Genomic DNA, 26,269 nt, shown 5'->3' with positions numbered 1-26,269 from the left:
CGAAAAGGGGCGCTAAGCGCCCCCGTACCCGTCACAACCCCTCCAGCTCCGCCATCAGATCACTCAGCCGCTCGACCTTGCCCTCATCCAGCGCAGTGCCCTGCAGCCCGCGCACATACTCAGCCAGCTCTTCGACCGTACCGCACTCGAACATCGCCCGCAGGGGCACGTTCAGCCGCAGCTGTTTCTGCACCCGCGAGGCAATCTGCGTTGCCAGAAGCGAATGCCCGCCCAGCTCGAAGAAGTTGTCGTGCACCCCTACCCGCTCGGCTTTGAGCACGTCGGCCCAGATACCGGCAAGCACGCCCTCCAGTTCGTCGCGCGGCGCCAGGTATGCCTGACTGTGCTGGCCGCCGATCTCAATGACCGGCAGGGCCTTGCGGTCTAGCTTGCCGTTGGCATTGTGCGGCAGGCTGTCGAACCAGGCCCAGTGCAGCGGCACCATGTAGTCCGGCAGGTCGGCGCGCAGGCGTTGCTTGACCTGCTCCAGCAGCACGGCGTCAGCCACGACACCCTGATGGGCGACCAGGTAACCGACCAGATGCTTGCCGTTGACCCCGTCCTGCACGCCAACCGCGGCATCGCGGATTTCGACCTGCTCGTGCAGGCGGGCTTCGATTTCACCCAGCTCGATGCGGTAGCCGCGGATCTTCACCTGGTGGTCGATACGGCCGACATATTCGAGCACACCGTCCGGGCGCTGACGTGCCAGGTCGCCGGTTCGGTACAGACGCTCGCCCGGCGCGCCGTGCGGGTGCGGGATGAACGCCAGCGCAGTGCGCACCGGGTCACCGACGTAGCCACGGCCCACCCCGGTACCGGCAACACACAGCTCGCCCACCGCGCCCAACGGCACCAGCGCTTGATCCTCGCCATAGAGGTACAGGCGGTTGTTGTCGGTTGGTGTACCAATCGGCAGGTAGCTGCCCCGGGTCGAGGCAAGGTCGACGCGGAAGAACGCCACATCATCGGAACACTCTGCCGGGCCATAGGCGTTGACCAGGCCGATGTGCGGGTAGCGCTGCAGCCATTGCGCAGCGAGTTCCGGCGGCATGGCTTCGCCAGTTGGCAGCATCCAGCGCAGGCCATCGAGCGCCTGGTGATCGCTGGCCAGCATGCCCTGGATCAGCGACGGTACGCTTTCCAGCACAGTGATGCCAGTGGCCTGCACATGGGCCAGCAAGCCCTGCGGATCGTGCGCGATGGCGTTGGGTACGATCTCGACCCTGCCCCCGAACAAGGGCGCAGCGAGGAACTGCCATACCGAGATATCGAAGCTCTGCGAGGCGGTCTGGGCGATCACATCATGCTCGCTCAGTGCCAGGTAAGGCACCTTGCTCAGCTGGTTGTTGAGCATGCCGCGCTGCTCGACCATTACCCCTTTGGGCAACCCGGTGGAGCCTGAGGTGTAGATGACATAGGCGAGGTTGCCCGGCCCACTGTGGATGCCGGGGTTGTGGCTGGCACTATTGCTCGCCTGGATGTCCTCCCACACCAACAGGTGCGGCCGCGCCACGCCCGTCAGTGTGTCGAGCAACTGGCGGGCTTGCTCGGCACAGGCTGCGCTGCACACCAGAACGGGTGTGCGGCTGAGCTCGACGATGCGCTGCAGGCGCGCCGATGGCAGGCCTGGGTCCAGCGGCAGGTAGCCCGCGCCCGCCTTGAAACTGCCAACGATCATGCCAAGCAGCGGCAGGCCGCGCTCGGCCAGCAGCGCGACCGGCTGATCGATGGCGACCCCCGCTGCGACCAGCGCATGGCCCAGGCGGTTGGCCGCCAGGTTCAGCCCGGCGTAGTCGTAGCTCGCCTCCAGGCAACGGGCCACGGTGCGTTCAGGGTGCGCAGCCACCTGCGCCTCGAACTGCGCAACGTAGCTCTGCTCCAGCGCGTAGGCATGCTCGGTGCGGTTGCAGTCCTCGAGCAGGAAGCGCTGTTCATCGTCACCCAGCAGTGGCAGCTCGCTTACCTGCCCTTCAAAACCCTGCACCAGGGCCAGCAGCAAGCGCTTGAACTCGGCCAGCAGACGTTCGACGGTGGGGAAGTCGAAGTAGCGCTGGTCGAACGACAGGTGCAGCCCCAGGTCGTCGCCTGGGTAGCACACCGCGGTCAACGGGAAGTTAGTGTGGGTACGGCCCGAATCGGAGCTGGCGTTCAGGTGCTGGGCATGGTCGAGCACGGCGGTTTCCACCGGTGCGTTCTCGAACACGAACAAGCTGTTGAACAGCGGCTGGCCCTTGGGCAGTTCGCTGCACGCCTGGATCGTCACCAGTGGCAGGTACTCGTACTCGCGCAGCTCCATGTTGCGCTCCAGCAGGCTTTGCAGCCACTGGCGCACACTGCATCGCTGGCCTGGTTCGGGCAGTTGTACCCGCAGGGCGATACTGTTGATGAACAGGCCCACGGTGCGTTGCATCTGCGGCATGCTCACCGGGCGCCCAGCCACGGTGACGCCGAAGGCCACGTCGCGATCACCGCTGTAGCGCGCCAGCACCAGCGCCCAAGCCGCCTGGGCAAAGGTATTGATGGTCAACTGGTGAGCCTGGGCCAGCTCGCGCAGGCGTACGCCGTCGCTGACCGCCAGGCGTGTGTGGCAGTCGCCGACCACCATGCCGTCACCGGCATGATCGTTGCGCAACGGGCGGTCGCTGGGCAGCGCCGTGGCGCGTTCGAAACCGGCGAGGTTGGCCTGCCACCAGCCACGGGCATCATCCAGGTCCTGGCGTTGCAGCCAGCCGATGTAGTCGCGGTAGCGCGGTGGCACCGGCAACTGGGCCTGACGCCCGTCGCCCAACGCCTGGTAGATCTCGAAGAAGTCGTTCATCAGCAGCGAGCGGCACCAGGCATCGATGAGGATGTGGTGGTTGCTCATCATGAACCAGTAGCGTTGCTCGTCGACCCGTACCAGGCGCAGGTGGAACGGTGCTTCGCGCAGCAGTTCGAAACCGGCCTCGCGCTCCTGCTTGTGCAGCGCTTGCAGGCGCTGTTCCTGGGTCGTCTCGTCAAGGCCGCGCCAGTCCTGATAGTCCACCGGCGTATGGCCCGGTTTGTGGATGATCTGCAGCATTGCTTCGCCCGCGTTCCAGCAGAACGACGCGCGCAGCGCCTCATGGCGCGCGACCACGGCCTGCCAGGCCACGGCGAAGCGCTGCGGGTCAAGGGCGCTGTTGATGCGGTAGCGGTCCTGCATGTAATAGATGCCAGTGCCCGGCTCCAGCAACGTGTGCAACAACAGGCCCTCCTGCATCGGCGTCAGCGGATACACGTCCTCGATGTGGGCGGCGGGAACCGGCAGCGCGTCGATCTGCTCCTGGCTCAGGTGAGCCAACGGGAAGTCAGACGGGGTAAAGCTGCCGTTGCCATCGACCAGGCAGTGAGCGACCACGGCCAGCAGCTCCTGGCGATACGCTTCGGCCAATCGTGCAATGGTCTGCTCGTCGAAGCGCTCGGTGCTGTAGGTCCAGCGCAGCTGCAACGCCCCGCCGTAAACCTGGCCGTCGACGCTGAGCCAGTTTGGCAGCGGCGCTTCCAGGTCATGGGCCAGGCCCGCAGGTGCGTCCAGTGGCTGGAACAAGGCAGCGGCGTCGAACTGCTGGTCGAACTGGCCCAGGTAGTTGAAGGTAATCCGCGCCTGCGGCAGTGCCGCCATGCGTTCACGCCCGGTTTCGTCAGCCAGGTAGCGCAGCACGCCATAGCCCTGCCCCTTGTGGGGGACCTGACGCAGTTGTTCCTTGATCCGCTTGATAGACGTGGCACGCGCGCCCTCGTCCTGGCCCGTGTGCGGGCTCAAGCGTACTGGGTAGGCGCTGGTGAACCAGCCGACACTGCGGGTCAGGTCCATATCCTCGAACAGGCCGTCGCGGCCATGGCCTTCGAGCTGCACCAACACTTCATCGTCGCCGGTCCAGCGGCACAGGGTGCGCGCCAGGGCGGTCAGCAGCAGATCGTTGACCTGGGTGTGGTAGGCCGCCGGAGCCTGCTGCAGCAACTGGCGGGTCTGGTCCACGTCCAGGCCGATGGTCAGGGTATTGGCATGCCGGTGCAGGTTGCCACCTTGCGTGTGATCACAGGGCAGTTCGTGGCGCACGTTGCCCAGTTGCCCCTCCCACCAGCTGAGCTCGTCACGCAGCGAATCGCTGCCGGCATAGCTGGCCAGGCGCGCGGCCCAGTCGGCCAGGGCATGGGTCTTGGCTGCCAGCGGCTGGCCACGGTACAGCGCCTGCAGGTCTTCGAGCAGTACACGCCAGGACACGCCGTCGACCACCAGGTGATGAATCGCCAACAACAGGCGCTGGGCGCCTTCGCCGTCACTGACCAGCAAGGCACGCAGCAACGGGCCGCGCTCCAGGTCGAGGCTACGTTGTACGTCGGTGTACAGCGCCTGGCAGTCATCGAGGTCGGCCACCGTGGCGGTCCACAGCAACTGCTCGCTGGCGGGTGCGGCGAAGTCGCCCTGCCAGCGGCCATTGGCCTGGGTGAAACGCAGGCGCAGGCTGTCATGGTGCGCCACCAATGCGGCCAGAGCCGGTTCCAGGGTGGCTGCAGCCAGCGGCTGGCGTGCCTCCAGCAGCACAGCCTGGTTCCAGTGCTGGGGGTGGGTGACGTCACTGTCGAAGAACCAGTGCTGGATCGGCGTCAGGCCGCTGTGCCCCTGACGCAGGCCTTGTTCGATGGCGCTCGGTGCCTCGCTACGGCTGACCACGGCAGCCAGGGTCTGGATGGTCTGGTGCTGGAACAGGTCACGTGGGGTGAACTGCAGGCCAAGCTGACGGGCCCGGCTGACCACCTGGATGGACAAAATCGAATCGCCACCCAGCTCGAAGAAATTGTCCTGCACGCCCACCTGGGAAACGTTGAGCACATCGCGCCATACCTGCGCCAGTTGCACCTCCAGGGGGTTGCCCGGCGCCTGGTAGTGTTGGCGCGCCTGCTCAAGATCCGGCAGCGGCAAGGCCCGGCGATCGAGCTTGCCGTTGCCCATCAGCGGCAGGCTGCCCAACAGCACCAGGTGTGCCGGCACCATGTAGTCCGGCAGGTGCTGGCGGGCATCGGCCTTGACCGCTTCACGCAGGCGGGCCTGGGCCTGGCTGTCGGCGCCGGCCTGTTTGCACACCAGGTAACCCACCAGTTGCTTGCCACCGGGCAGGTCCAGGGCCAGCACCACCGCCTCGTCGACATCGGCATGTTCCTGCAGGCGGCTTTCGATTTCGCCCAGTTCGATGCGGAAGCCGCGGATCTTCACCTGCTGGTCGGCACGGCCGACGTACTCCACCAAGCCGTCGGCGCGCAGGCGCACCAGGTCGCCGGTACGGTACAGGCGCCCACCGTCGTGGCTGAACGGGTCGGCGACAAAGCGTTCGGCACTTAACCCGGGGCGGTCGTGGTAACCCTGAGCCAGGCCGGCACCGCCGACATACAATTCACCGATGCCACCTTGCGGCAGCAAGGCCAGGTCGTCGTCGAGGATATAGGCGCTGCGCGCCCCGATCACCCTGCCGATCGGCACACTGCCCGCGTCGCCGGGCAAGGTGTCCGGGGCCTGGCAGGCCAGTGGCATGACCACCGTCTCGGTCGGGCCATAGGCGTTGAAGCACTGCTGCGGGGCAAAGGCCTGTCGGATCCGTTGCAGGTGCTCGCCCGTCAGCGCTTCACCGCCAGTGATCACCAAGCGCACTGGCAACTGCTGGCCTTGCCCTGCCAGGTACTGGGCCAGCTGGCTGCCGTAGCTTGGGGTGAAGCCCAGGATGCTCACCCGTTGCTCGCGCACCAGTTGGCAGATGTCCTCGGCGCCCCATTGGCCCTGGGCACGCAATACCACGCGGGCACCACAGAGCAAGGGCACCAGCAAGCGTTCGCTGGCAGCGTCGAAGTTGATCGAATAGAAATGCAGTTCGCAGTCGTCACTGCGCATGCCGAAGGACGCAATCACCGCCTGGCAATGCATGGCGATTTCACCGTGGCTGACCACCACGCCCTTGGGTTTGCCGGTGGACCCGGAGGTATAGATCAGGTAGGCCTGGTGCTGCGGCAGGTTGAGGTTGTCCAGCGGTGCATCGCTGTACGCCGACAGGCTGTTGGCATCGTCCTCCAGGCTCCAGCGCGCCACTCCCTCGGGCAGTTCGCCGAGTGTGTCGAGCAACGTGCGCTGGCTAAGCAGCAGGCCGATGCGGCTGTCCTCGATCATGTAGCGCAGGCGATCGAGTGGGTATTCCGGGTCCAGTGGCACGTAGGCGCCACCGGCCTTGAGAATGGCCAGCAGGCCGACGACCATTTCCAGCGAGCGCTCCAGGGCCAGGCCCACCCGCACCTGCGGGCCCACACCGCGCTCGCGCAAGGCACGGGCCAGGCGGTTGGCCTGTTGATCAAGCTCGGCGTAGCTCAGGTGCTGGCCTGCAAAGGTCAATGCACCGGCGTGCGGCGTGCGCGCGGCCTGGGCGGCAAACAGGCCATGCAGGGTGTGGTCGAGGGCGACGTTGTGCTCGCCCTGCAACTGGCTGACCAATGCCTGCTGTTCGGCGTCGGCCAGCATCGGCAGTTCACACAGGCGTTGCTGCGGGTCGTCGAGCAGGCCCGCCAGCAACTGCTGCCAATGCTCGGCCATACGCGCGATACGCGGCTCGTCGAACAGGTCGCGGCTGTAGGTCAGGCAGCACCCCAGGCGGCCGTCGAGGTCGGTCACCTCCAGGTACAGGTCGAACTTGGTGGCGCTGGCATCGTTGACCAGGTAATCCACCTGCATGCCGGCCAGTTCACGGCTTTGCTGGAAGGCCCAGCGCTGAACGTTGCACATTACCTGGAACAACGGGTTGTAAGCGCTGCTGCGGGGCGGTTGCAGGGCCTCGACCAGCTGGTCGAACGGCAGGTCCTGATGCGACTGAGCTTCGATGGCAGCCTGGCGTACCTGCTCGAGCAAGGTGGCAGCGGTCATCTGTCCGTCCAGCTCGCAGCGCAGGACCTGGGTGTTGAGGAAGGCGCCGATCAGCCCTTCGCTTTCCGGGCGGATGCGGTTGGCCACCGGCGCGCCGATGCGCAGGTCGCGCTGGCCGCTGTAGCGGTGCAGCAACGCGGCCAGGGTGGCGGTCATGGTCATGAACAGGGTCAGCCCGCGCTGGCTGTTGAACGCGTGCACGCGGGCGGCCAGTGCCGGGTCGAGGTCGAAACGGAACAACTCGCCCCGGTGGCTCTGAACGGCCGGGCGTGGACGGTCAGCGGGCAGGGCCAGCACCGGGTGTTCATCGCCCAGGCGAGCCTTCCAGTAGGCCAGCTGTCGCGCGCCCTCGCCGCTTTCCAACCACTGCCGTTGCCATACGCTGTAGTCCAGGTACTGCACCGGCAGCGGTGCCAACGGTGACTCACGGTCGTCGACGAAGGCTTCGTACAGCTCCCCCAGTTCGCGGGCGAAGATATCCATCGCCCAGCCTTCGGTAACAATGTGGTGCAGGGTCAGCACGAAGTAATGTTCGCGCTCCTGGGCCTTGACCAGGCAGGCGCGCAGCAGCGGGCCGCGCTCCAGGTCGAACGGCTGGTGCGCCTGCGCATCAGCCAACTGCTGCAGGCGCTGCTGGCGGCTATCGGCTGGCAAGGCGCTGAAGTCCTGCCAGTCCAGCTGCACGGTACTGTCGTCGGCCACGCACTGGTACGGCACACCGTCGATGGCAGGGAACGTAGTACGCAGGGTTTCGTGGCGCACGATCAAGGCTTGAAGCGCGCGTTCGAAGGCATCCACGTGCAACGTGCCGCGCAGGCGCGCCATGCCGCCGACATTGTAGGCCGGGCTGTCCGGCTCCATCTGCCAGAGGAACCACATGCGCTGCTGCGAATACGACAGGGGGACTGCCTGGCGGCGGTCGACCCGGGCGATCTCGCCTTGCAGGTTGTGCTCACCGGCCTCGCGGATGCGTGCGATCTCGGCACAGAAGGCGGCCAGTTCACTGGCCTCGAACAGCACCTTCAACGGCAGCTCGACATCGCACGCCTGGCGGGTACGCGAAACGATCTGGGTGGCCAGCAGCGAGTGGCCGCCCAAGGCGAAAAAGTCGTCGTGCAGGCCCACGCGCGGCAGGTTGAGTACCTCCCGCCAGATGGCCGCAACCTGCTGCTGCAGCGCAGTCTGTGGCTCGATATGCTCACGCTGGTGCCAGACCGGCGCAGGCAGCGCCTTGCGATCGACCTTGCCGCTGGGCCCCAGGGGCATGTGGGCCAGAGCAATCAACTGCGCCGGTACCATATAAGCGGGCAGCCGCTCGGTCAGGTTGGCCAGCAGCGTATCGGCCTGCGCGGGGCCGCTGTAGTAGCCGACCAGTTGCGCTCCGACGCCATCCTGGTGGATCAGCACCAGCGCCTGCTCGACACCCGGCTGGCCAAGCAGGCAGGCCTGGACCTCTTCAGGTTCGACACGGAAACCACGCACTTTCACCTGCTGGTCGAGGCGACCCAGGTATTCCAGGGCTTCGGCCTGCACGTGCCAGCGCGCGCGATCGCCACTGCGGTACAGGCGTTCGCCATTACCGTCCGGCTGGGGCACGAAGCGCTCAGCGGTGAGGCCTGGGCGGCCCAGGTAGCCACGGGCCAGGCCCGCACCGCCCAGGTACAACTCACCCGGCACGCCGGGGGCGGCCAGCGCCAGCTCGGTGTCGAGCACTCGACAGGTCACGTTGCCCAGCGGGCGGCCGATCGGCGAACGCACGCCGTCCTCGGCCCGGCAGTGCCAATGGGTGACGTTGATGGCGGTTTCGGTCGGGCCATAGCGGTTATGCAACTGCACCTGCGGCAGCCGTTGCAGCACACGGTCGCGCAGGCTGGCCGACAGGGCCTCGCCACCCGAGAACAGCCTTCGCAAGCTGGTGCAGCCGGCGCAAAGGGGCTCTTGCACGAATACCTGCAACAGCGGCGGCACGAAGTGCAGCGTGGTCACCCCATGCGCTTGCACCAGCGCGGCGATACGCTGCGGGTCGCGGTGTTCGCCGGCGCCGGCCAGCACCAGCTTACAGCCGGTGATCAACGGCCAGAAGCACTCCCACACCGACACGTCGAAGCTGATCGGCGCCTTCTGCATCAATACATCGCTGTCATCCAGCGCATAGGTGGCCTGCATCCACTGCAGGCGCTCGGCCAGGGCCGCGTGGGTATTGCCCACGCCCTTGGGCTGGCCGGTAGAGCCGGAGGTGTAGATCACGTAGGCCAGGTTGTCACCGTGCAGGTGCAGGCCGGGTGCGTGGCTGGGCCAGCTGTCCAGGTGCAACTGGTCAAGGGCAATGGCGCTGACACCCTCAACCTGCGGCAAGGCGGCGAGGTTGCTGCTGTTGCTCAGCAGCAGGCCGGCTTGGCAATCGCGCAGCATATAGGTCAGGCGCTCGGCCGGGTAGTCAACGTCCAGCGGCACATAGGCGCCACCGGCCTTGAGAATGGCCAGCAGGCCGATCAGCAACTGCGGCGAGCGCTCTACGGCGATGGCCACGCACGTGTCGGGGCCGACACCTTTGTCTCGCAGGTAATGAGCCAGGCGATTGGCCTGCTGGTGCAATTCGGCGTAATCGAGGCTGCCGCCGTCCCATGCCAGGGCGATGCGCGCTGGCGTCTGCCGTGCCTGTTCGTTGAGTTGCTCGACCACCAGGCGCTGCGGTCTTGGCGCAGGGGCCTGCCCCCAGGCCACCAGGTGCCGACGGCCTTGCTCATCGAGCAAATCAACATCGCCCAGGGCCAGCTGTGGTTGCACGCACACCTGTTCGAGCAAGGCCAGCAAGTGCTGGGCCAGGCGCTTGACGGTGCTGCCTTCGAACAGCTCGGCCGCATAGTCGAACGCCAGGCTCAGGCGGCCCTGGTGGTCTTCTTCGCTGTGCAACTGCAGGTCGAACTTGGCTTCCCGGCTGTGCCATGGCAGCTCCTCGGCGAGCAAGCCCGGCAGGCGGCGCAGGGCCGAAAGGTCGCGTTGCTGGTGGTTGAACATGACCTGGAACAGGCCCTGTTCGCGTGCACCGGGCAACGCTTCGAGCAGTTGTTCGAAAGGCAAGTCCTGGTTGGCCTGGGCCTCAAGAGTGGCCTGGCGTACCTGGGCCAGCAGGTGCGCGAACGGCAGGCGGCCATTGACGTGCGCACGCAGCACCTGGGTGTTGATGAAGAAACCGACCATGCCTTGGGTTTCCTGGCGCGGGCGGTTGGCGTTGGGCACACCGACGCGGATGTCGGCCTGCCCGGTGTAACGGTGCAGCAAGCCTTGCCAGGCCGCCAGCAACACCATGAACAGGCTGGCATTTTGCTCGCCCGCCAGGCCATTGAGGGCCTCGGTCAATGTGGCCGGTACTTTCACGGTCAACCGTGCGGCGCGGTTTTCATGCTGGCTGGAACGCGGGTGATCAGGGTGCAGGTCGAGCACCGGCAGGTCATCGCCCAGGCGGCCTGTCCAGTACGCCAGTTGCCGTGCGCTTTCGCCTTCGGTCAGCCACTGGCGCTGCCAGGCACCATAGTCGGCATAGCCCAGCGGCAGCGCCGCAAGAGACGCCTGGAGGCCTTGGCATCGGGCGGCATATAGCTTGGCGAACTCATCGAGCAAAATGTTCAGCGACCAGCCATCAGCCACGATGTGGTGCAACGTCACCCACAACTGGTGGTCATCGTCATCCAGGCGCACCAGGGTCACCCTCAGCAGCGGGCCTTGGGTCAGGTCGAACGGTTGCTGTGCGTGCGCTTCGCGGCGGGCGGCGACGTCGGTGGCTGGCACTCCTTCCAGGTCCAGACGGTGCAGGGTGAACGGCAGTGCGGGCAGAATGCGCTGCAGGGCCTGGCCGTCATCTTCGCTGAACACCGTGCGCAGCGACTCGTGGCGTGCTACCAGCGCCTGGAACGCGGCGTCCAGCGCCGCCGGGTCCAGCTCGCCGCGCAGGTGCAGGCCGGCAGGAATGTTATAGGCCGCCGATTGCGGCTCCAGTTGCCACAGCAGCCAGAGGCGGTTCTGCGCCAGCGACTGAGGCAACGCCTGGCCACGGCCAAGCGAAGCGATTGCAGTGCTCTGGCCCCCGCCTTGGGCGGTGATTGCCGCCACAGCGGCACTGTATTCGGCCAAGGTCGGTGCTTCGAACAAGGTGCGCAGGCTCAGGTTGATACCCAGTTCATCTGCCAGGCGTGCGGTGACCTGGGTGGCGGCGATGGAGTTGCCGCCCAGCAGCAGGAAGTGGTCGTGCGCGGCAACCGATTCGGCCTTGAGTACTTCGCGCCAGACGGCGGCGATGCGGGCCTGCAGGCCATCGCCCACACCGGTGGCATCGGCCGGCTCAGCGGCTGTGGGAAAACGCGCGCAGCAATCCAGGCTGCCATCGTTCATCCGCAGGCGGCAGGCCGAGCGCTGCAACTTGCCGCTGGAGGTCTTGGGCAATGCGCCCGGGTTGAGCAACAGGACTACCGCCGGCGCCTGGCGGCAGGCATCAGCGATGACTTGGCGCAGGGTCTTGATCAGCGCCTCGGGCTGGACCGTCTTCTGCACGTTGCGGCTGATTTCCACCGCAACCCCAATCCCCTCCTCGCCCTGATCGTCGACAGCAAATACTGCCACACGGCCTTTGCGTAGCAGCTCGACTTCACGCTCCAGGGTTTTTTCCAGGTCTTGGGGGTAGAGGTTCTGACCGCGCACGATCAGCATGTCCTTCAGGCGCCCGGTAACGAACACCTCGCCTTCGCGCATGAAGCCCAAGTCCCCCGTCCGCAGCCAGGTCTGACCTTCCATCTCGACGAACGTCTGCGCGCTGGCCTCTGGGTTACGCCAGTAACCCAGGGCGATGCTCGGCCCGGCGGCCCAGATCTCGCCCACCTGGTTATCCCCCAGCACCTGCCGATGCTGCGGTTCGACAATACGTACCGCATGCCCCGGCTGGGGGAAGCCGCAGCTCATCAGCACACTGCCCTTGCCGGCTTCTGCGCGGTTGGCGGCGAAGGCTTCGCCGTCCAGCTCCAGCGCACCGATGCCCTGGCCTCGGCGGCTGCCGCTGACGAACAGGGTGGCTTCGGCCAGGCCATAGCTGGCGAAGAAACTGCTGGGTGCAAAGCCGCAGGCGGCAAATTTTTCGGCGAAGGTGTCGAGGCTGTCCTGGCGGATCGGTTCGGAGCCGGAATAGGCCACGCGCCAGTGGCTCAGATCAAGGCCCGCCAAGGCTGCCTCACTGACCCGCTCGCTGCACAGGCGATAGGCAAAATCTGGCCCGCCGCTGATGGTGCCGCCATACTCGCTGATCGCCTGCAGCCAGCGCAGGGGCCGGGCGAGGAAGTAGCCTGGCGACATCAGCACGCACGGCACACCGCTGAAAATCGGCTGAAGCAGCCCGCCGATCAGCCCCATGTCGTGGTACAGGGGGAGCCAGCTGACGATGACGTCATCGGGATTGAGATCGATACCGAATCCGTGCCGGATCAACTGCTCGTTGGCAACCAGGTTGCCGTGGCTGACTTGCACGCCTTTGGGCAACGCGGTGGAGCCGGAGGTGTACTGCAAGAAGGCAATGTCATCGCCCGCCAGGGCAGGCTCCTGCCAGGCACTGGCCAACGCCAGGTCAAGGCCATCGACCGCCAGCAGTTCGGGGGCGCTTTCGCGGGCCAGGGCTTCCAGGCCCTGCAAGCTGTCGTGCAGCGCCGACACCGTCAGCAGCAGGCGCGGTTCGGCGTCGTCGATGATCGACAACAGGCGCTCCTGGTGATGCTGGCGCGAGGACTCTGGCGGATAGGCCGGCACGGCTATGACACCGGCATACAGGCAACCGAAGAATGCCGCCACGTAGTCCGGGCCACTGGGAAACAGCAGCACCGCGCGATCGCCGAACCCAGCCCGGGCCTGCAAGGCCGCGGCGATGGTGCGCGCGCGCATGTCCAGGTCCCGATAGCTGAGCACCGCCTGCTCGCCGGGGGCATCGGCCAGAAAGCGCAAGGCGATGCGGTCCGGGGTCTGCGCGGCTCGTTGCATCAAGGCCTGGACCAGCGAGAGCGGGAGTTCGAAGGCGTCCGTCATGGGGTGTTCCTGCCAGTGTCTGGGTAAGTCGGCCCGGCTGCCCCGCGCACGGTTGGCGGGCAGCGTTCAGGAGCCGGATGTACACAGGGGAACGGATGGGCAGGGCAAGAAATTACCGTGTAGCCGGGTGATCCCGCAGGCAAGGGCGTTGCACCTTCATCGCCCGCCGCCCCCCTCTTCCCAGGCAAGCCGACGGCGCCCGCTTAGAACTGAAACTAATGGATACTCATTAACTTTCGTATTTGACAATCATTATCATTCTGAATAGTTTGTCGCACGTCGTAGGAAGCTTCCCTGTCCGGGGTGCTCCTATTCCCCCCCGAGACAAGGTGATTTCCATGGCGGAACAACTATCCACAAGTAAGTGCGATTCACCATTACTCCAAGCATTCGTCGACAACCGCAGCATCCTGGTCAAGATCGCAGCCCGCATTACTGGCTGCCGCTCCCGTGCCGAGGATGTGGTGCAGGACGCCTTCTTCCGGCTCAGCGCAGCCCCGCAGATCACCTCGTCGTTCAAGGCCCAGCTCAGCTACCTGTTCCAGATCGTGCGCAATCTGGCCATCGACCATTACCGCAAACAGGCGATGGAGCTGAAGTACTCCGGCAGCGAGGAGGAAGGCCTGAACGTCGTCATCCCGAACGCCTCTCCCGAAGCCACGCACATCAACCTGGCAGCCCTTGAGCACATTGCCGAGGCGCTGAACGAACTGCCGCAGCGTACCCGTTACGCCTTCGAGATGTACCGCCTGCACGGTGTGCCGCAGAAGGACATTGCCAAGGAGCTGGGGGTATCGCCGACACTGGTCAACTTCATGATCCGTGACGCGCTGGTTCACTGCCGCAAGACGGCCAGCCGGCAGGCCTGATCGTCCTGCACGGCCTCTTCATTCGCGGGAAAACCCGCTCGTACAGGCCTTCACCGCATCGCTGCAGTGCGGGCCTGGATGAGCGGGTTTACCCGCGAAGGAGCCCATTCGATAGATCAGACCAGCCTGCAACGGTCGAAAAACCGCTCCCGCCCCAGAATCATCAGCGCTGCACGCTTGTGCGGGAAATCGAATTCCTTGTCGCAATGGAAGCACTGGTCATGCATGTAGCCGATCATCTTGCCATTGTCGGCACGCGGTTCGGCAACCACCCGCTGGGTGCGAGGGTCATCCAGGAACAAGTAGTGCACCAGCGCTGACAACCAGCTGGCGACCTTGTGCGGGCCGCGGTGCATCTCTTCCCCGACCAGCATATGGATGCCGCGGTCATAGTCATCTGCCGGGTAAAACGGCGCGATGCGATCTTCCTTGGCCCAATAAGCCTCGAAATAAGCGAACGGCTGATCATCGAAGCAGCCGATCAAGGTCACGGTGTGCGGGTCGGCCTCGAGCTTCGTCAGGTATTCACGGTGCTGCTCCAGTGAGCCGCCCTCCTGCCAGAACTTCTCCACACGCGGGTTGTTCTGCCAGCGGTTGAAGCGCTCCAGGTCCTGATCGATTTCCAGGGTGCGTAACGAAACCCAGCTACCCAGGCGTGCATCGAAGCGCCGGTACACCTCGCCACGTGGCTTGGGCGCGCGGCGAGGGTGGCGCTTGCCATTGCTGATCTGCATCTGCTGCGGATAGGCATCGCCGACCGGCTGGCCGAGCCAGGGCTGTGGCAACTGCCAGAACACCGTGCGCTCGCACAGGTACACGCCGGGCTGCTCGGTGATGAGCAACAGGCCACTGGCGAGGGTTTCAGGGACTGCCTCTGGCAGGTGCCAGGCCAGACGCTGGCGGGCCGGGTCACGCGACAGCAGCCAATAGCAGGCCGCCCACAGGGCCTGTTGCGGGCGCTCGGGGCAAAGGCGCTGAAGGTGCACTGCCAAGGTTTCTGCAGGTTCCAGGCGCACCTGGATCAACGGCTGGCCCTCAAGGGTAAGGCTCAACCAACAATCGCCCTCTTCGGCAGCCAAGCTGCGCCAGCGTGGCGGTGAAAGGGGCTGCGAAGCGGCATCGAACGGCATGGGCAGTGCTCACGGCAAATGAAAGAAAGGCTCACTCCGGAAAACGTGGTCGCCACCAGGGAATTTAGTCGTGAGGCGCTTCGACGGTGATTCGGTAGGGCTGGAAGATACGGCTCAGCTCACCCGTATCGCGCAGGTAACGTAGCAGCGCGGCAAATCGCTGGCCACTGATGGGCGCATCAGGGCGCAACAACGCGTAGTGGTGGTAGACCTGGTCAATGCGCGTCGAAGCGATCAACTGGTTGAGGCTGGCCGGGTTGCGCAGCAGAAAGTCGCTGAGGTACGAGCGGGTGACCAGCGCGATGTCGGCGCGACCGACCTGGACCATCAGCAAATTGCTGTCATGGGAATAGGTCAGCGTTGCGTTGTAGGTGCTGCGCAGGTATTTCGGGTCCGGATTAAAGCCGGCAAACGCGTAGTGATAGCCATTGAACAAGGCCAGCCGCTTGCCGGCCAGGTCGTCGAAGTAGTGCTGATCGCGGCCATCGATCTTCCTGGCCACAAACACTTCGGCGTCTTCCAGGCCCATGTCCACTGCCTGGTGGGGAATGTGCTGCCAGCCCCACTCAGGGTTTTCGAAGATGGCCATGTCGGTGCGGCCTTGCTGCAAGTCGCCAAAACGCCGCTGAATGGACGTGGGCACCAGCACGAAGCGGTAATCGGGCTGCAAGCGGTTCAATGCCTCGACCAGTTGAGGCAACAAGCCAGTATCAGCGCCTTGTTCAGGGCGCACGGTGTACGGTGGAAAGTGCGCGGCGCCAATCTTTACCTCGATGGCGTCACCAGCCCATGCCGGCACCGCCAGCCATACTGCGGCCAGCAACAACAAGGTGGACAGAGCCTTCAGGCCGGGCGCTGGGGTCAAGACGGACACTCATCACGGTTCTTACCTGGATGCGTCTAAGCTAGGCGTTTTCCCGGCAGGGTACAACCGCTGGTTATGCCAAAGTGAGGGCATTTTGCCAGGGGATGCCGTGTGCCCGCACATTGGCTACGCTGCTCTAGCATGTATGGCGAGGGAGCCTGGTATGGGCCACTGGTTGGTGATCGACCTGGAAGCCACCACCGATGACGGTGGCTGGCCGGTCACGGAGATGGAAATCATTGAAATCGGCGCCAGCCTGGTGACCCGCGAAGGCCGCGAAGTGGACCACTTCCAGCGCTTCGTGCGGCCCCGGCGACGGCCACAACTGACGCCATTCTGTCGCGAGCTGACGCACATCAGCCAGGCCAACGTCGACAGCGCCGCGGCGTTCCCCGAAGTGTGGGCGCGCTTCGAGCGCTGGCTTGGCCACCACCGCGGGCAGTTGCAGGCCTGGGTCAGCTGGGGCGACTACGATCGCCAGCAACTGCTGCAGGAATGGCAACACCATCACGTCGACAGCCTGTTGCGCCAGCTGCCGCACATCAACCTCAAGCAGCGTTTTGCCAAGGCCCGCCACTTGCAGCGCCCGGCGGGCCTCAACGGCGCCCTGCAGTTGGCCGGGATGCACTTTTGCGGGCAGCAGCACCGGGCCCTTGAAGATGCGCGCAATACGGCACGGCTGCTGCCGCTGAGCCTGCCGAGCCCGTGAACCCAGGGCCGTGAAAGCAGATGACGGGGCGGATGGGCTTGGGCATACTGGCCAGCCCTTTTTCACCCCCTCTTTTTCTGGAGTCGCCCTATGTTCAAGGTCAACGAGTACTTCGATGGCACCGTCAAGTCGATCGCCTTCGAAGGCAGTGAAGGTCCGGCTACCGTCGGCGTCATGGCACCGGGCGAATACGAGTTCGGCACTGCCAAGCGCGAAATCATGCACGTGGTGTCCGGTGCACTGACCGTGAAGCTGCCAGGCAGCGACAACTGGGAAACCTTCCATGCAGGCGACAAGTTCAATGTTGCCGCCGACAGCAAGTTCCAACTCAAAGTCGCGGTAGACACCGCTTACCTGTGCGAGTACCGCGACTAAGCGATTGCCTGCACCGGCCCTATCGCCGGCACGCCAGCGCCCGCAGGGCATGACCTGTGTGAGCGCCGGCTTGTCAGCGATGAGGGCAGCACTATTTCAACAGGAAACCCGCCACCTGCTCAGCCGCCGCCTGCAGATGCTGTTCATGGCTGAACCCCGACGCCTTCAGCGGCTTCAGGTCATGATCCCCTGACACCAGCCAGCTCACCTCAATCGACGGTGACAATGCATACCCCTGCACCGCCTCCCGATTCCCCAGTGCATCCCGCTCGCCCTGCACGATCAATGTGGGTGTCTGCAAGCCTGCCAGGTGCTCGACCCGCGGTTTTTCCGGTTTGCCCACTGCATAGAAGGGATACCCCAGGCATACCAGCGCATCGGCGCCGAGTTCGTCGGCCAACAGGCTGGCCATGCGTCCGCCCATCGACTTGCCACCCACCGCCAGCCTGCCCGCGACCAAAGGTCGCACCTGCCGGTACACATCGCGCCAGCATTCCAATAGCACCTTCTGCGGATTGGGCGGCCGCTTGCCGCCACTGACCCTGCGTTCGGCCATGTAAGGGAATTCGAAACGAACCACCCCTACCCCAAGCGCCGCCAGCCTTTGCGCCATCTCGTTCATGAACCCACTGTCCATCGGCGCGCCTGCACCATGGGCCAGGATCAGACACGCGCAAGGGGCATCGCTGCCCTGATTCTGTGGAAGATCGCAGTGCAAGCCTGGGACATTTCTGATCTTCGCCCATTGATCCCCGTCAATACCGGCACATTGCCCATTACTCATGCTTGCCTCGCTGTATAGCCTGCCAAATAAACCGTGGATGGGAACCCATACATGAACACAACCAGCAGTACCGCCTATAACTACAAGGTGGTCCGCCAATTCGCCATCATGACGGTGGTGTGGGGAATCGTCGGGATGGGGCTCGGCGTCTTCATCGCCGCCCAGCTCGCCTGGCCTTCCCTGAACTTCGACCTCCCCTGGACCAGCTTCGGCCGCCTGCGACCCCTGCATACCAATGCGGTGATCTTCGCCTTCGGCGGCTGCGCCCTGTTCGCCACCTCCTATTATTCGGTGCAACGCACCTGCCAGACCACCCTGTTTTCACCGAGGTTGGCCGCGTTCACCTTCTGGGGCTGGCAACTGGTGATCCTGCTCGCGGCCATCAGCCTGCCGCTGGGGTACACCAGCTCCAAGGAATACGCCGAGCTGGAATGGCCGATCGACATCCTGATCACCATCGTCTGGGTCTGCTACGCCATCGTGTTCTTCGGCACGCTGATGAAACGCAACACCAAGCATATCTATGTCGGCAACTGGTTCTTCGGCGCGTTCATCCTGACCGTGGCGATGCTGCACATCGTCAACAACCTGGAGCTGCCGGTCAGCCTGACCAAGTCGTACTCCATCTACGCCGGGGCTACCGATGCGATGGTGCAGTGGTGGTACGGCCACAACGCGGTGGGCTTCTTCCTCACCGCTGGCTTCCTGGGGATGATGTACTACTACGTGCCCAAGCAAGCCGAACGCCCGGTGTATTCCTATCGGCTGTCGATCGTCCACTTCTGGGCACTGATCACCCTGTACATCTGGGCCGGCCCGCACCACCTGCACTACACCGCGCTGCCCGACTGGGCACAGTCGCTGGGCATGGTGATGTCGTTGATTCTGCTGGCACCGAGCTGGGGCGGCATGATCAACGGCATGATGACCCTGTCCGGTGCCTGGCATAAGTTGCGCAGCGACCCGATCCTGCGCTTCCTCGTCGTCTCGCTGGCGTTCTACGGCATGTCCACGTTCGAAGGCCCGATGATGGCCATCAAGACGGTCAACGCCCTGTCCCACTACACCGACTGGACCATTGGCCACGTACACGCCGGCGCCCTCGGCTGGGTGGCGATGATCTCCATCGGCGCGCTGTACCACACCATCCCGAAAGTGTTCGGCCAAGAGCGCATGTACAGCCTGGGCCTGATCAACGCGCACTTCTGGCTGGCGACCATCGGCACCGTGCTGTACATCGCCTCGATGTGGGTCAACGGCATCGCCCAGGGCCTGATGTGGCGCGCGGTCAACAGTGACGGCACGCTCACCTACTCGTTCGTGGAAACCCTGGTAGCCAGCCACCCTGGCTTCATTGTGCGCTTCGTTGGTGGTGCGATCTTCCTCAGTGGCATGTTCCTGATGGCCTGGAACACCTGGCGCACCGTGCGTGCCCCGGCCATCGATGCCGCCCCTGCCAACGCGCAACTGGCCTGAGGAGACCTGCCTGATGAAACATGAAGTCATCGAGAAAAACGTCGGCCTGCTGGCCCTGCTGATGGTGTTTGCCGTCAGCATCGGCGGCCTGACGCAGATCGTCCCGCTGTTCTTCCAGGACGTGACCAACAAGCCGGTCGAAGGCATGAAGCCTTACACCGCGCTGCAACTGGAAGGCCGTGACATCTACATCCGCGAAGGCTGCGTGGGCTGCCACTCACAGATGATCCGACCGTTCCGCGCCGAGACCGAGCGCTATGGCCACTACTCCGTGGCCGGTGAAAGCGTGTGGGACCACCCGTTCCTGTGGGGGTCCAAACGCACCGGGCCGGACCTTGCCCGGGTAGGTGGGCGTTACTCCGACGACTGGCACCGTGCGCACCTGTACAACCCGCGCAACGTGGTACCGGAGTCGAAGATGCCGTCCTACCCGTGGCTGGTGGCCCAGCAGGTCGACAACAGCCACACCGACATCAAGATGCGCACCTTGCGCACCCTTGGCGTGCCCTACACCGACGAGGACATTGCCGGTGCCCGCGACGCGGTCAAGGGCAAGACCGAGATGGACGCCCTGGTGGCCTACCTGCAGGTGCTCGGCACCGCGATCAAGAACAAGAGGTAAGTGCGATGGAACTGGACATCGGCATGATCCGCGGCCTGGGCACCCTGGTAGTGATGATCGCCTTCATCGGCCTCTCGCTCTGGGTGTTCAACCGCCGCCGCGACCGTGATTTCGCCGAAGCGCGCCTGCTGCCCTTCGTCGACGACCGCCTGCCCCCTGCCGGGCAGGACACTGCCAAGAGGCCCGTTTTGAGGAACGTAAGTCAATGACTACCTTCTGGAGTACCTACATCAGCGTACTGACCATCGGCAGCCTGATCGGCCTGACCTGGCTGCTGCTGTCGACCCGCAAGGGCCAGAGCAACAGCACCACCGACCAGACCATGGGCCACAGCTTCGATGGCATCGAGGAGTACGACAACCCATTGCCCAAGTGGTGGTTCTGGCTGTTCGTCGGCACCTTGGTGTTCTCGGTGGGCTACCTGATCCTTTACCCGGGCCTGGGCAACTGGAAAGGCATCCTGCCTGGTTACGAAAACGGCTGGACCGGCGCCAACGAGTGGCAGAAGGAAATGGACAAGGCTGACGCCAAGTTCGGCCCGATCTTCGCCAAGTACGCCGCCATGCCAGTCGAGGAGGTGGCCAAGGACCCTCAGGCATTGAAGATGGGCAGCCGCCTGTTCGCTTCCAACTGCTCGGTATGCCACGGCTCCGACGCCAAGGGCGCCTACGGCTTCCCCAACCTGACCGACAACGACTGGCGTTGGGGCGGCGACCCCGAGACCATCAAGGCGTCGATCATGAATGGCCGCCACGGTGTGATGCCCGCGTGGGCCGAGGTAATTGGCGAGCAAGGCGTGGCGGACGTCGCGGCCTATGTACTGACCAACCTCGACGGACGCAGCCTGCCCGAAGGGGTCAAAGCCGACGTGGCCAAAGGCAAGGAGATCTTCGCCGGCAACTGCGTGGCCTGCCACGGGCCTGAGGGCAATGGCACACCCGCCATGGGAGCGCCCAACCTCAACCATCCGCAGGCGTTCATCTACGGCTCGAGTTTTGCCCAGCTGCAGCAGACCATTCGCTACGGCCGCCAAGGGCAGATGCCGGCCCAGGCGGACATTCAGGGCAATGACAAGGTCCACCTGCTGGCGGCCTATGTCTATAGCCTGTCGCAAAGCGCTGAAACCGTAACGGCCGAGTAACACCCCGGGGCCGCTGCGCGGCCCCACCCCTCCTTGCACCCCCTCCGAACAGAACTAAGCTTGTTGCCTCAGTGGGCTTCGCTGCCAGTCCAGCGAAGCAGACGCGGCGCATAGCCTGACGCCGCCCGCAAAAAAGCTTGACCGTTCGATCAGAAAAATACGAAAAACGGTACACATTACAAATATTTATTTGTGTACAATCGCCCGAACCCTATTGCTGCGGGACACCGGCAAAAGGGCCCGGACACGGGTCGGCGCAGGACGCCTGCGTTGCCATAACCCTGGTGGTTATCGATACTGGCGCCGATTTTTCAACCAACAAGAACTCCAAAACCGTGGAACCTTAGAATGAGCACTGCAATCAGTCCGACTGCTTATAACTATAAGGTCGTCCGCCAGTTCGCCATCATGACGGTGGTCTGGGGGATCCTTGGCATGGGCCTCGGCGTCTTCATCGCCTCGCAGCTGGTGTGGCCGCAACTGAACCTGGACCTGCCCTGGACCAGCTTCGGCCGCTTGCGCCCACTGCATACCAACTTGGTCATCTTCGCCTTCGGCGGCTGTGCATTGTTCGGCACCAGCTACTACGTGGTGCAGCGAACCTGCCAGACCCGGCTGATCTCCGACAGCATGGCCGCCTTCACCTTCTGGGGCTGGCAGGCGGTGATCCTCGGGGCATTGATCACCCTGCCGATGGGCTACACCACCACCAAGGAATACGCGGAGCTGGAATGGCCGATCGCGATCCTGCTGGCCATCGTCTGGGTCACCTACGCACTGGTGTTCTTCGGCACCATCGTCAAACGCAAGACCAAGCACATCTACGTCGGCAACTGGTTCTACGGTGCCTTCATCGTGGTCACCGCGATGCTGCACATCGTCAACCACATCTCGCTGCCGGTGAGCCTGTTCAAATCGTACTCGGCCTATTCCGGCGCCACCGACGCCATGATCCAGTGGTGGTATGGCCACAACGCCGTGGGCTTCTTCCTCACCACCGGCTTCCTGGGGATGATGTACTACTTCGTGCCCAAGCAGGCCGAACGGCCGATCTATTCCTATCGCCTGTCGATCGTTCACTTCTGGGCGCTGATCACCCTCTACATCTGGGCCGGCCCGCACCACTTGCACTACACCGCACTGCCCGACTGGGCACAGTCGCTGGGCATGGTGATGTCGATCATCCTCCTGGCGCCAAGCTGGGGCGGCATGATCAACGGCATGATGACCTTGTCCGGTGCCTGGCATAAGCTGCGCACCGACCCGATCCTGCGCTTCCTCGTCGTCTCGCTGGCGTTCTATGGCATGTCCACCTTCGAAGGCCCGATGATGGCCATCAAGACCGTGAACTCACTGTCGCACTACACCGACTGGACCATTGGCCACGTGCATGCCGGCGCGCTCGGCTGGGTCGCCATGATCTCGATTGGCGCTGTGTACCACATGATCCCTCGCCTGTACGGCCGCGTGCAGATGCACAGCGTCGGCCTGATCAACGCGCACTTCTGGCTGGCAACCATCGGCACCGTGCTGTACATCGCCTCGATGTGGGTCAACGGCATTACTCAAGGCCTGATGTGGCGCGCCATCAACGATGACGGCACGCTCACCTATTCCTTCGTCGAAGCGCTGCAAGCCAGCCACCCGGGCTATATCGTCCGCGCGCTGGGCGGTGCGTTCTTCGCCTCCGGCATGCTGCTGATGGCCTACAACGTGTTGCGCACCGTACGCGCCGCCAACCCCGTGGAAGCAGATGAAGCGGCCAAGATCGTCGTCGTGGGAGCGCACTGATGAAGCATGAAGTCGTCGAGAAGAACATAGGCCTGCTGGCCTTCTTCATGGTCATCGCCGTCAGCATCGGTGGCCTGACCCAGATCGTCCCGCTGTTTTTCCAGGACGTAACCAATAAACCTGTCGAAGGCATGAAGCCGCGCACTGCGCTGGAACTCGAAGGCCGAGACATCTACATCCGCGAAGGTTGCGTGGGCTGCCACTCACAGATGATCCGCCCGTTCCGCGCCGAGACCGAGCGCTATGGCCACTACTCGGTGGCCGGTGAAAGCGTGTGGGACCACCCGTTCCTGTGGGGCTCCAAGCGAACCGGGCCGGACCTTGCCCGCGTAGGTGGGCGCTACTCCGACGACTGGCACCGTGCGCACCTGTACAACCCGCGCAACGTGGTACCGGAATCGAAGATGCCGTCCTACCCGTGGCTGGTGGAAAACAAGCTCGACGGCAAAGACACCGCGAAGAAAATGCAAGTGCTGCGCACCCTCGGCGTGCCCTACACCGACGCCGACATCGCCGGCGCCCGCGACGCGGTCAAGGGCAAGACCGAAATGGACGCCATCGTCGCGTACCTGCAGGGTCTTGGCACCCTCATCAAGAGCAAACGGTGACGCTGATGGATATCGGGATGATTCGCGGCCTGGGCACCGTGGTGGTGATGGTGGCGTTCGTGGGCCTGGCGCTGTGGGTCTTCAACCCACGGCGCAAGCGGGAGTTCGACGAGGCGACCCAGTTGCCCTTCGCCGATGATCCCGAGGCCAAAAAGCACGTCGAGCAAGCGCAAGCAAAAGCTGCTGGGAGCAAACAACAATGACAACCTTCTGGAGTCTGTACGTCACCGTCCTGACCCTGGGCACCATCTTCGCCCTGACCTGGCTGCTGCTGTCGACCCGCAAGGGCCAGCGTGAAGAGGTGACCGACGAAACCGTGGGGCATGCCTTCGATGGCATTGAGGAGTACGACAACCCCTTGCCAAAATGGTGGTTCTGGCTGTTCGTCGGCACCATCGTCTTCGCCTTGGGCTATCTGGTGCTGTACCCGGGGCTGGGCAACTGGAAAGGCATGTTACCGGGCTATTCGTACCTGGATAACGACAAGCAGACCGAGTTCACCAACGGTCAGTCTGGCTGGACCGGTGTGCACGAGTGGGAAAAAGAGATGGCCAAGGCCGATGCCCGCTTCGGGCCGATCTTCGCCAAGTTTGCCGCCATGCCCATCGAAGAGGTGGCCAAGGACCCGCAAGCCCTGAAGATGGGCGCGCGCCTGTTCGCCTCCAACTGCTCGGTGTGCCATGGTTCCGATGCCAAGGGCGCCTATGGCTTCCCCAACCTGACCGACAACGACTGGCGCTGGGGCGGCGAACCGGAAACCATCAAGACCACCATCATGGGCGGGCGCCATGGCGTGATGCCAGCCTGGTCGGAAGTGATCGGTGAGCAAGGCGTGGCCGATGTCGCGGCCTTCGTGCTCAGCAAACTCGATGGCCGTACCCTGCCTGAAGGCACCAAGGCCGATGCCGAGAACGGGCAGAAAATCTTCGCTGCCAACTGCGTGGCCTGCCATGGGCCGGAAGGCAAGGGTACGCCGGCAATGGGCGCGCCGAACCTGACCCATCCGCAGGCGTTCATCTATGGGTCGAGCTTCGCCCAGCTGCAGCAGACCATCCGTTATGGTCGCCAAGGGCAGATGCCAGCGCAGGAGCAGCTGCAGGGTAACGACAAGGTGCATCTGCTAGCGGCCTATGTGTACAGCCTGTCGCATCAGCAGCAGGAGCCTGAAAAGGCTGAGTAAGGCAGGCCAGGCCTCTTCGCGGGGCAAGCCCGCTCCCACAGTACTGCACAGGTCATGGGGCAACACCTGTGGGAGCGGGCTTGCCCCGTGAAGAGGCCGGCAAATGCACCCGCTGCTGACCTGGATCAATTGACACCCGCCATAACACGATTCACTCCACGAACCCAATGCGACAAAAGGTCGCAGTGCGACCCCAGCGTGCCATCACCGGCGTATCATGGATCGCAGCGCGCGTGCAGAACGCGCGAGACTGCGGCCGGCACGCACTGGCCGCGGCATTTCTCCACCGCCGTGGGACTTGATGATGAGCAAGCAAATTCCGGTACATGACGTCACCCCGCCTGCCAGCAAAGGGAAGGATTCCGTCGACCTCTACGCCTCTCGCGAGAAAATCTACACCCGCGCGTTCACTGGTTTGTTCCGCAGGCTGCGGATGGTGGGTGGGGCTGTGCTGTTCCTGCTGTACTTCGGGACCGTATGGCTGAACTGGGGCGGCCACCAGGCCGTGTGGTGGAACCTGCCAGAGCGCAAGTTCTACATCTTCGGCGCCACCATCTGGCCACAAGACTTCATCCTGCTGTCAGGCATTCTCATCGTCGCCGCGTTTGGCCTGTTCTTCATCACCGTGTTCGCCGGCCGCGTGTGGTGCGGCTATACCTGCCCGCAAAGCGTGTGGACCTGGATTTTCATGTGGTGCGAAAAAGTCACCGAAGGCGACCGCAACCAGCGCATGAAGCTCGACCGAGCGCCCATGAGCGGCAACAAGTTCCTGCGCAAGTTCGTCAAACACAGCCTATGGCTACTGATCGGCTTCGTTACCGGCATGACCTTCGTTGGCTATTTTTCGCCGATCCGCGAACTGGTCATCGAATTCTTCACTGGCCAGGCCGATGGCTGGGCCTACTTCTGGGTCGGCTTCTTTACCCTGGCCACTTACGGCAACGCCGGCTGGCTGCGTGAGCAGGTGTGCGTGTACATGTGCCCCTATGCGCGCTTCCAGAGCGTGATGTTCGACAAGGACACCCTGATCGTGTCCTACGACCCGCGCCGCGGCGAAACCCGTGGCCCGCGCAAGAAAGACCTCGACTACAAGGCCAAGGGCCTGGGCGACTGTATCGACTGCACCATGTGTGTGCAGGTCTGCCCCACCGGCATCGACATCCGCGACGGCCTGCAGATCGAATGCATCGGCTGCGCTGCCTGCATCGACGCCTGCGACAGCATCATGGACAAGATGAACTACCCCAAAGGGTTGATCAGCTATACCACCGAGCACAACCTGTCCGGGCAGAAAACCCACATGCTGCGCCCACGCCTGATCGGCTATGCACTGGTCCTGCTGGTCATGATCGGCGCCCTTGTCACCGCCTTCGCCACCCGCTCGCTGGTCGGTTTCGACGTGAGCAAGGACCGAGTGCTGTACCGCGAGAATGCCCAGGGCCGGATCGAGAACGTCTACAGCCTCAAGGTGATGAACAAGGACCAGCGCGACCATGTCTATGTGCTCGACGCCGCCGGCCTGCCGGACCTGCGCCTGGAAGGCCAGCGCGAAATCCGCGTGGCCGCCGGCGATATCGTCAGCCTGCCGGTACAGCTGTCGGTCGCGCCGGAGAAACTGCCCTCGACCACCAACGAAATCACCTTCATCCTCAAGAGCGCCGACGACAGCGCTACCGAGGTAGAAGCCAAGAGCCGCTTCATCGGCCCACAGATCCGCTAAGAGAGAACACCCAC

General features: G+C 64.0%; 16 protein-coding genes. 12 read left to right on the top strand and 4 right to left on the bottom strand.

The annotated features are described in order from the left end of the window. Nucleotides 1-31 precede the first annotated feature (31 nt). The gene (locus L6D80_RS01905; protein ID WP_176512500.1) at nt 32-12,985 is read right to left on the bottom strand and encodes a non-ribosomal peptide synthetase; all 12,954 of its coding nucleotides are present in this window, start codon (nt 12,983-12,985) and stop codon (nt 32-34) included. Between the two features lie 338 nt (nt 12,986-13,323). On the opposite strand from L6D80_RS01905, the gene L6D80_RS01900 reads away from it, so the two are divergent. Beyond that, entirely contained in the window at nt 13,324-13,854 is a 531-nt protein-coding gene (locus L6D80_RS01900) for an RNA polymerase factor sigma-70 (protein WP_054884092.1), read from the top strand. 116 nt (nt 13,855-13,970) lie between these two features. Here the strand turns inward: L6D80_RS01900 and L6D80_RS01895 are convergent, their stop codons facing one another. Then, the gene (locus tag L6D80_RS01895) at nt 13,971-14,984 is read right to left on the bottom strand and encodes a GNAT family N-acetyltransferase (RefSeq protein WP_054899948.1); all 1,014 of its coding nucleotides are present in this window, start codon (nt 14,982-14,984) and stop codon (nt 13,971-13,973) included. Nucleotides 14,985-15,048: 64 nt separating this feature from the next. Next, the gene (locus L6D80_RS01890; RefSeq protein ID WP_176512499.1) at nt 15,049-15,849 is read right to left on the bottom strand and encodes a substrate-binding periplasmic protein; all 801 of its coding nucleotides are present in this window, start codon (nt 15,847-15,849) and stop codon (nt 15,049-15,051) included. A gap of 163 nt (nt 15,850-16,012) precedes the next feature. Here L6D80_RS01890 and L6D80_RS01885 point away from each other — a divergent pair, with 163 nt between their 5' ends. Both L6D80_RS01885 and ppnP read left to right on the top strand, forming a co-directional pair. Next, entirely contained in the window at nt 16,013-16,558 is a 546-nt protein-coding gene (locus L6D80_RS01885) for a 3'-5' exonuclease (protein WP_054899950.1), read from the top strand. A gap of 90 nt (nt 16,559-16,648) precedes the next feature. Further along, nucleotides 16,649-16,933, top strand: coding sequence for a pyrimidine/purine nucleoside phosphorylase (gene ppnP, locus L6D80_RS01880; RefSeq protein WP_054899951.1), 285 nt, complete (start codon nt 16,649-16,651; stop codon nt 16,931-16,933). 91 nt (nt 16,934-17,024) lie between these two features. On the opposite strand, the gene L6D80_RS01875 is transcribed toward ppnP, so the two are convergent. Further along, complete coding sequence (locus L6D80_RS01875; protein WP_054899952.1) at nt 17,025-17,717, bottom strand: alpha/beta family hydrolase; 693 nt, start codon at nt 17,715-17,717, stop codon at nt 17,025-17,027. Nucleotides 17,718-17,768: 51 nt separating this feature from the next. Here L6D80_RS01875 and ccoN (L6D80_RS01870) point away from each other — a divergent pair, with 51 nt between their 5' ends. From ccoN (L6D80_RS01870) to ccoG, 9 genes are all read left to right on the top strand, one after another. Beyond that, the gene (gene ccoN / locus L6D80_RS01870) at nt 17,769-19,193 is read left to right on the top strand and encodes a cytochrome-c oxidase, cbb3-type subunit I (RefSeq protein ID WP_176512498.1); all 1,425 of its coding nucleotides are present in this window, start codon (nt 17,769-17,771) and stop codon (nt 19,191-19,193) included. 13 nt (nt 19,194-19,206) lie between these two features. Further along, nucleotides 19,207-19,815 carry a cytochrome-c oxidase, cbb3-type subunit II gene (gene ccoO, locus L6D80_RS01865; RefSeq protein WP_054900114.1) on the top strand — a complete coding sequence of 203 codons (609 nt, stop codon included), beginning with the start codon at nt 19,207-19,209 and terminating at the stop codon, nt 19,813-19,815. 5 nt (nt 19,816-19,820) lie between these two features. Then, on the top strand, nt 19,821-20,024 hold the full coding sequence (locus L6D80_RS01860) for a cbb3-type cytochrome oxidase subunit 3 (protein WP_054899954.1): 204 nt from the start codon (nt 19,821-19,823) through the stop codon (nt 20,022-20,024). Further along, entirely contained in the window at nt 20,021-20,956 is a 936-nt protein-coding gene (gene ccoP / locus L6D80_RS01855; protein ID WP_054899955.1) for a cytochrome-c oxidase, cbb3-type subunit III, read from the top strand. The genes L6D80_RS01860 and ccoP (L6D80_RS01855) overlap by 4 nt, the downstream gene beginning before the upstream one ends. Before the next feature lie 348 nt (nt 20,957-21,304). Further along, nucleotides 21,305-22,747, top strand: coding sequence for a cytochrome-c oxidase, cbb3-type subunit I (ccoN, locus tag L6D80_RS01850; RefSeq protein WP_054899956.1), 1,443 nt, complete (start codon nt 21,305-21,307; stop codon nt 22,745-22,747). After that, nucleotides 22,747-23,355 carry a cytochrome-c oxidase, cbb3-type subunit II gene (ccoO, locus tag L6D80_RS01845; RefSeq protein ID WP_054899957.1) on the top strand — a complete coding sequence of 203 codons (609 nt, stop codon included), beginning with the start codon at nt 22,747-22,749 and terminating at the stop codon, nt 23,353-23,355. Before ccoN (L6D80_RS01850) ends, ccoO (L6D80_RS01845) begins: the two co-directional genes overlap by 1 nt. Nucleotides 23,356-23,360: 5 nt before the next feature. Beyond that, a complete protein-coding gene (locus L6D80_RS01840) occupies nt 23,361-23,558 on the top strand; it encodes a CcoQ/FixQ family Cbb3-type cytochrome c oxidase assembly chaperone (protein WP_043273373.1) in 198 nt (65 codons plus the stop codon). Beyond that, a complete protein-coding gene (gene ccoP / locus L6D80_RS01835) occupies nt 23,555-24,535 on the top strand; it encodes a cytochrome-c oxidase, cbb3-type subunit III (RefSeq protein ID WP_054899958.1) in 981 nt (326 codons plus the stop codon). Before L6D80_RS01840 ends, ccoP (L6D80_RS01835) begins: the two co-directional genes overlap by 4 nt. A 304-nt stretch (nt 24,536-24,839) precedes the next feature. Then, on the top strand, nt 24,840-26,255 hold the full coding sequence (gene ccoG / locus L6D80_RS01830; RefSeq protein WP_176512497.1) for a cytochrome c oxidase accessory protein CcoG: 1,416 nt from the start codon (nt 24,840-24,842) through the stop codon (nt 26,253-26,255). Nucleotides 26,256-26,269: the final 14 nt, after the last annotated feature.

The organism is Pseudomonas ceruminis (assembly GCF_021602025.1).
Lineage (GTDB): Bacteria > Pseudomonadota > Gammaproteobacteria > Pseudomonadales > Pseudomonadaceae > Aquipseudomonas > Aquipseudomonas ceruminis.
This window is presented reverse-complemented; position numbering and strand designations above follow the sequence as displayed.

Coding starts and splice junctions, on each gene's coding strand:
- ccoP (WP_054899958.1), top strand. CDS start 23,555: ATGACAACCTTCTGGAGTCTGTACGTCACCGTCCTGACCCTGGGCACC.
- ccoN (WP_054899956.1), top strand. CDS start 21,305: ATGAGCACTGCAATCAGTCCGACTGCTTATAACTATAAGGTCGTCCGC.
- L6D80_RS01840 (WP_043273373.1), top strand. CDS start 23,361: ATGGATATCGGGATGATTCGCGGCCTGGGCACCGTGGTGGTGATGGTG.
- ccoN (WP_176512498.1), top strand. CDS start 17,769: ATGAACACAACCAGCAGTACCGCCTATAACTACAAGGTGGTCCGCCAA.
- ccoG (WP_176512497.1), top strand. CDS start 24,840: ATGAGCAAGCAAATTCCGGTACATGACGTCACCCCGCCTGCCAGCAAA.
- ccoO (WP_054900114.1), top strand. CDS start 19,207: ATGAAACATGAAGTCATCGAGAAAAACGTCGGCCTGCTGGCCCTGCTG.
- L6D80_RS01885 (WP_054899950.1), top strand. CDS start 16,013: ATGGGCCACTGGTTGGTGATCGACCTGGAAGCCACCACCGATGACGGT.
- L6D80_RS01895 (WP_054899948.1), bottom strand. CDS start 14,984: ATGCCGTTCGATGCCGCTTCGCAGCCCCTTTCACCGCCACGCTGGCGC.
- L6D80_RS01905 (WP_176512500.1), bottom strand. CDS start 12,985: ATGACGGACGCCTTCGAACTCCCGCTCTCGCTGGTCCAGGCCTTGATG.
- ccoP (WP_054899955.1), top strand. CDS start 20,021: ATGACTACCTTCTGGAGTACCTACATCAGCGTACTGACCATCGGCAGC.
- L6D80_RS01900 (WP_054884092.1), top strand. CDS start 13,324: ATGGCGGAACAACTATCCACAAGTAAGTGCGATTCACCATTACTCCAA.
- L6D80_RS01875 (WP_054899952.1), bottom strand. CDS start 17,717: ATGAGTAATGGGCAATGTGCCGGTATTGACGGGGATCAATGGGCGAAG.
- L6D80_RS01860 (WP_054899954.1), top strand. CDS start 19,821: ATGGAACTGGACATCGGCATGATCCGCGGCCTGGGCACCCTGGTAGTG.
- ccoO (WP_054899957.1), top strand. CDS start 22,747: ATGAAGCATGAAGTCGTCGAGAAGAACATAGGCCTGCTGGCCTTCTTC.
- ppnP (WP_054899951.1), top strand. CDS start 16,649: ATGTTCAAGGTCAACGAGTACTTCGATGGCACCGTCAAGTCGATCGCC.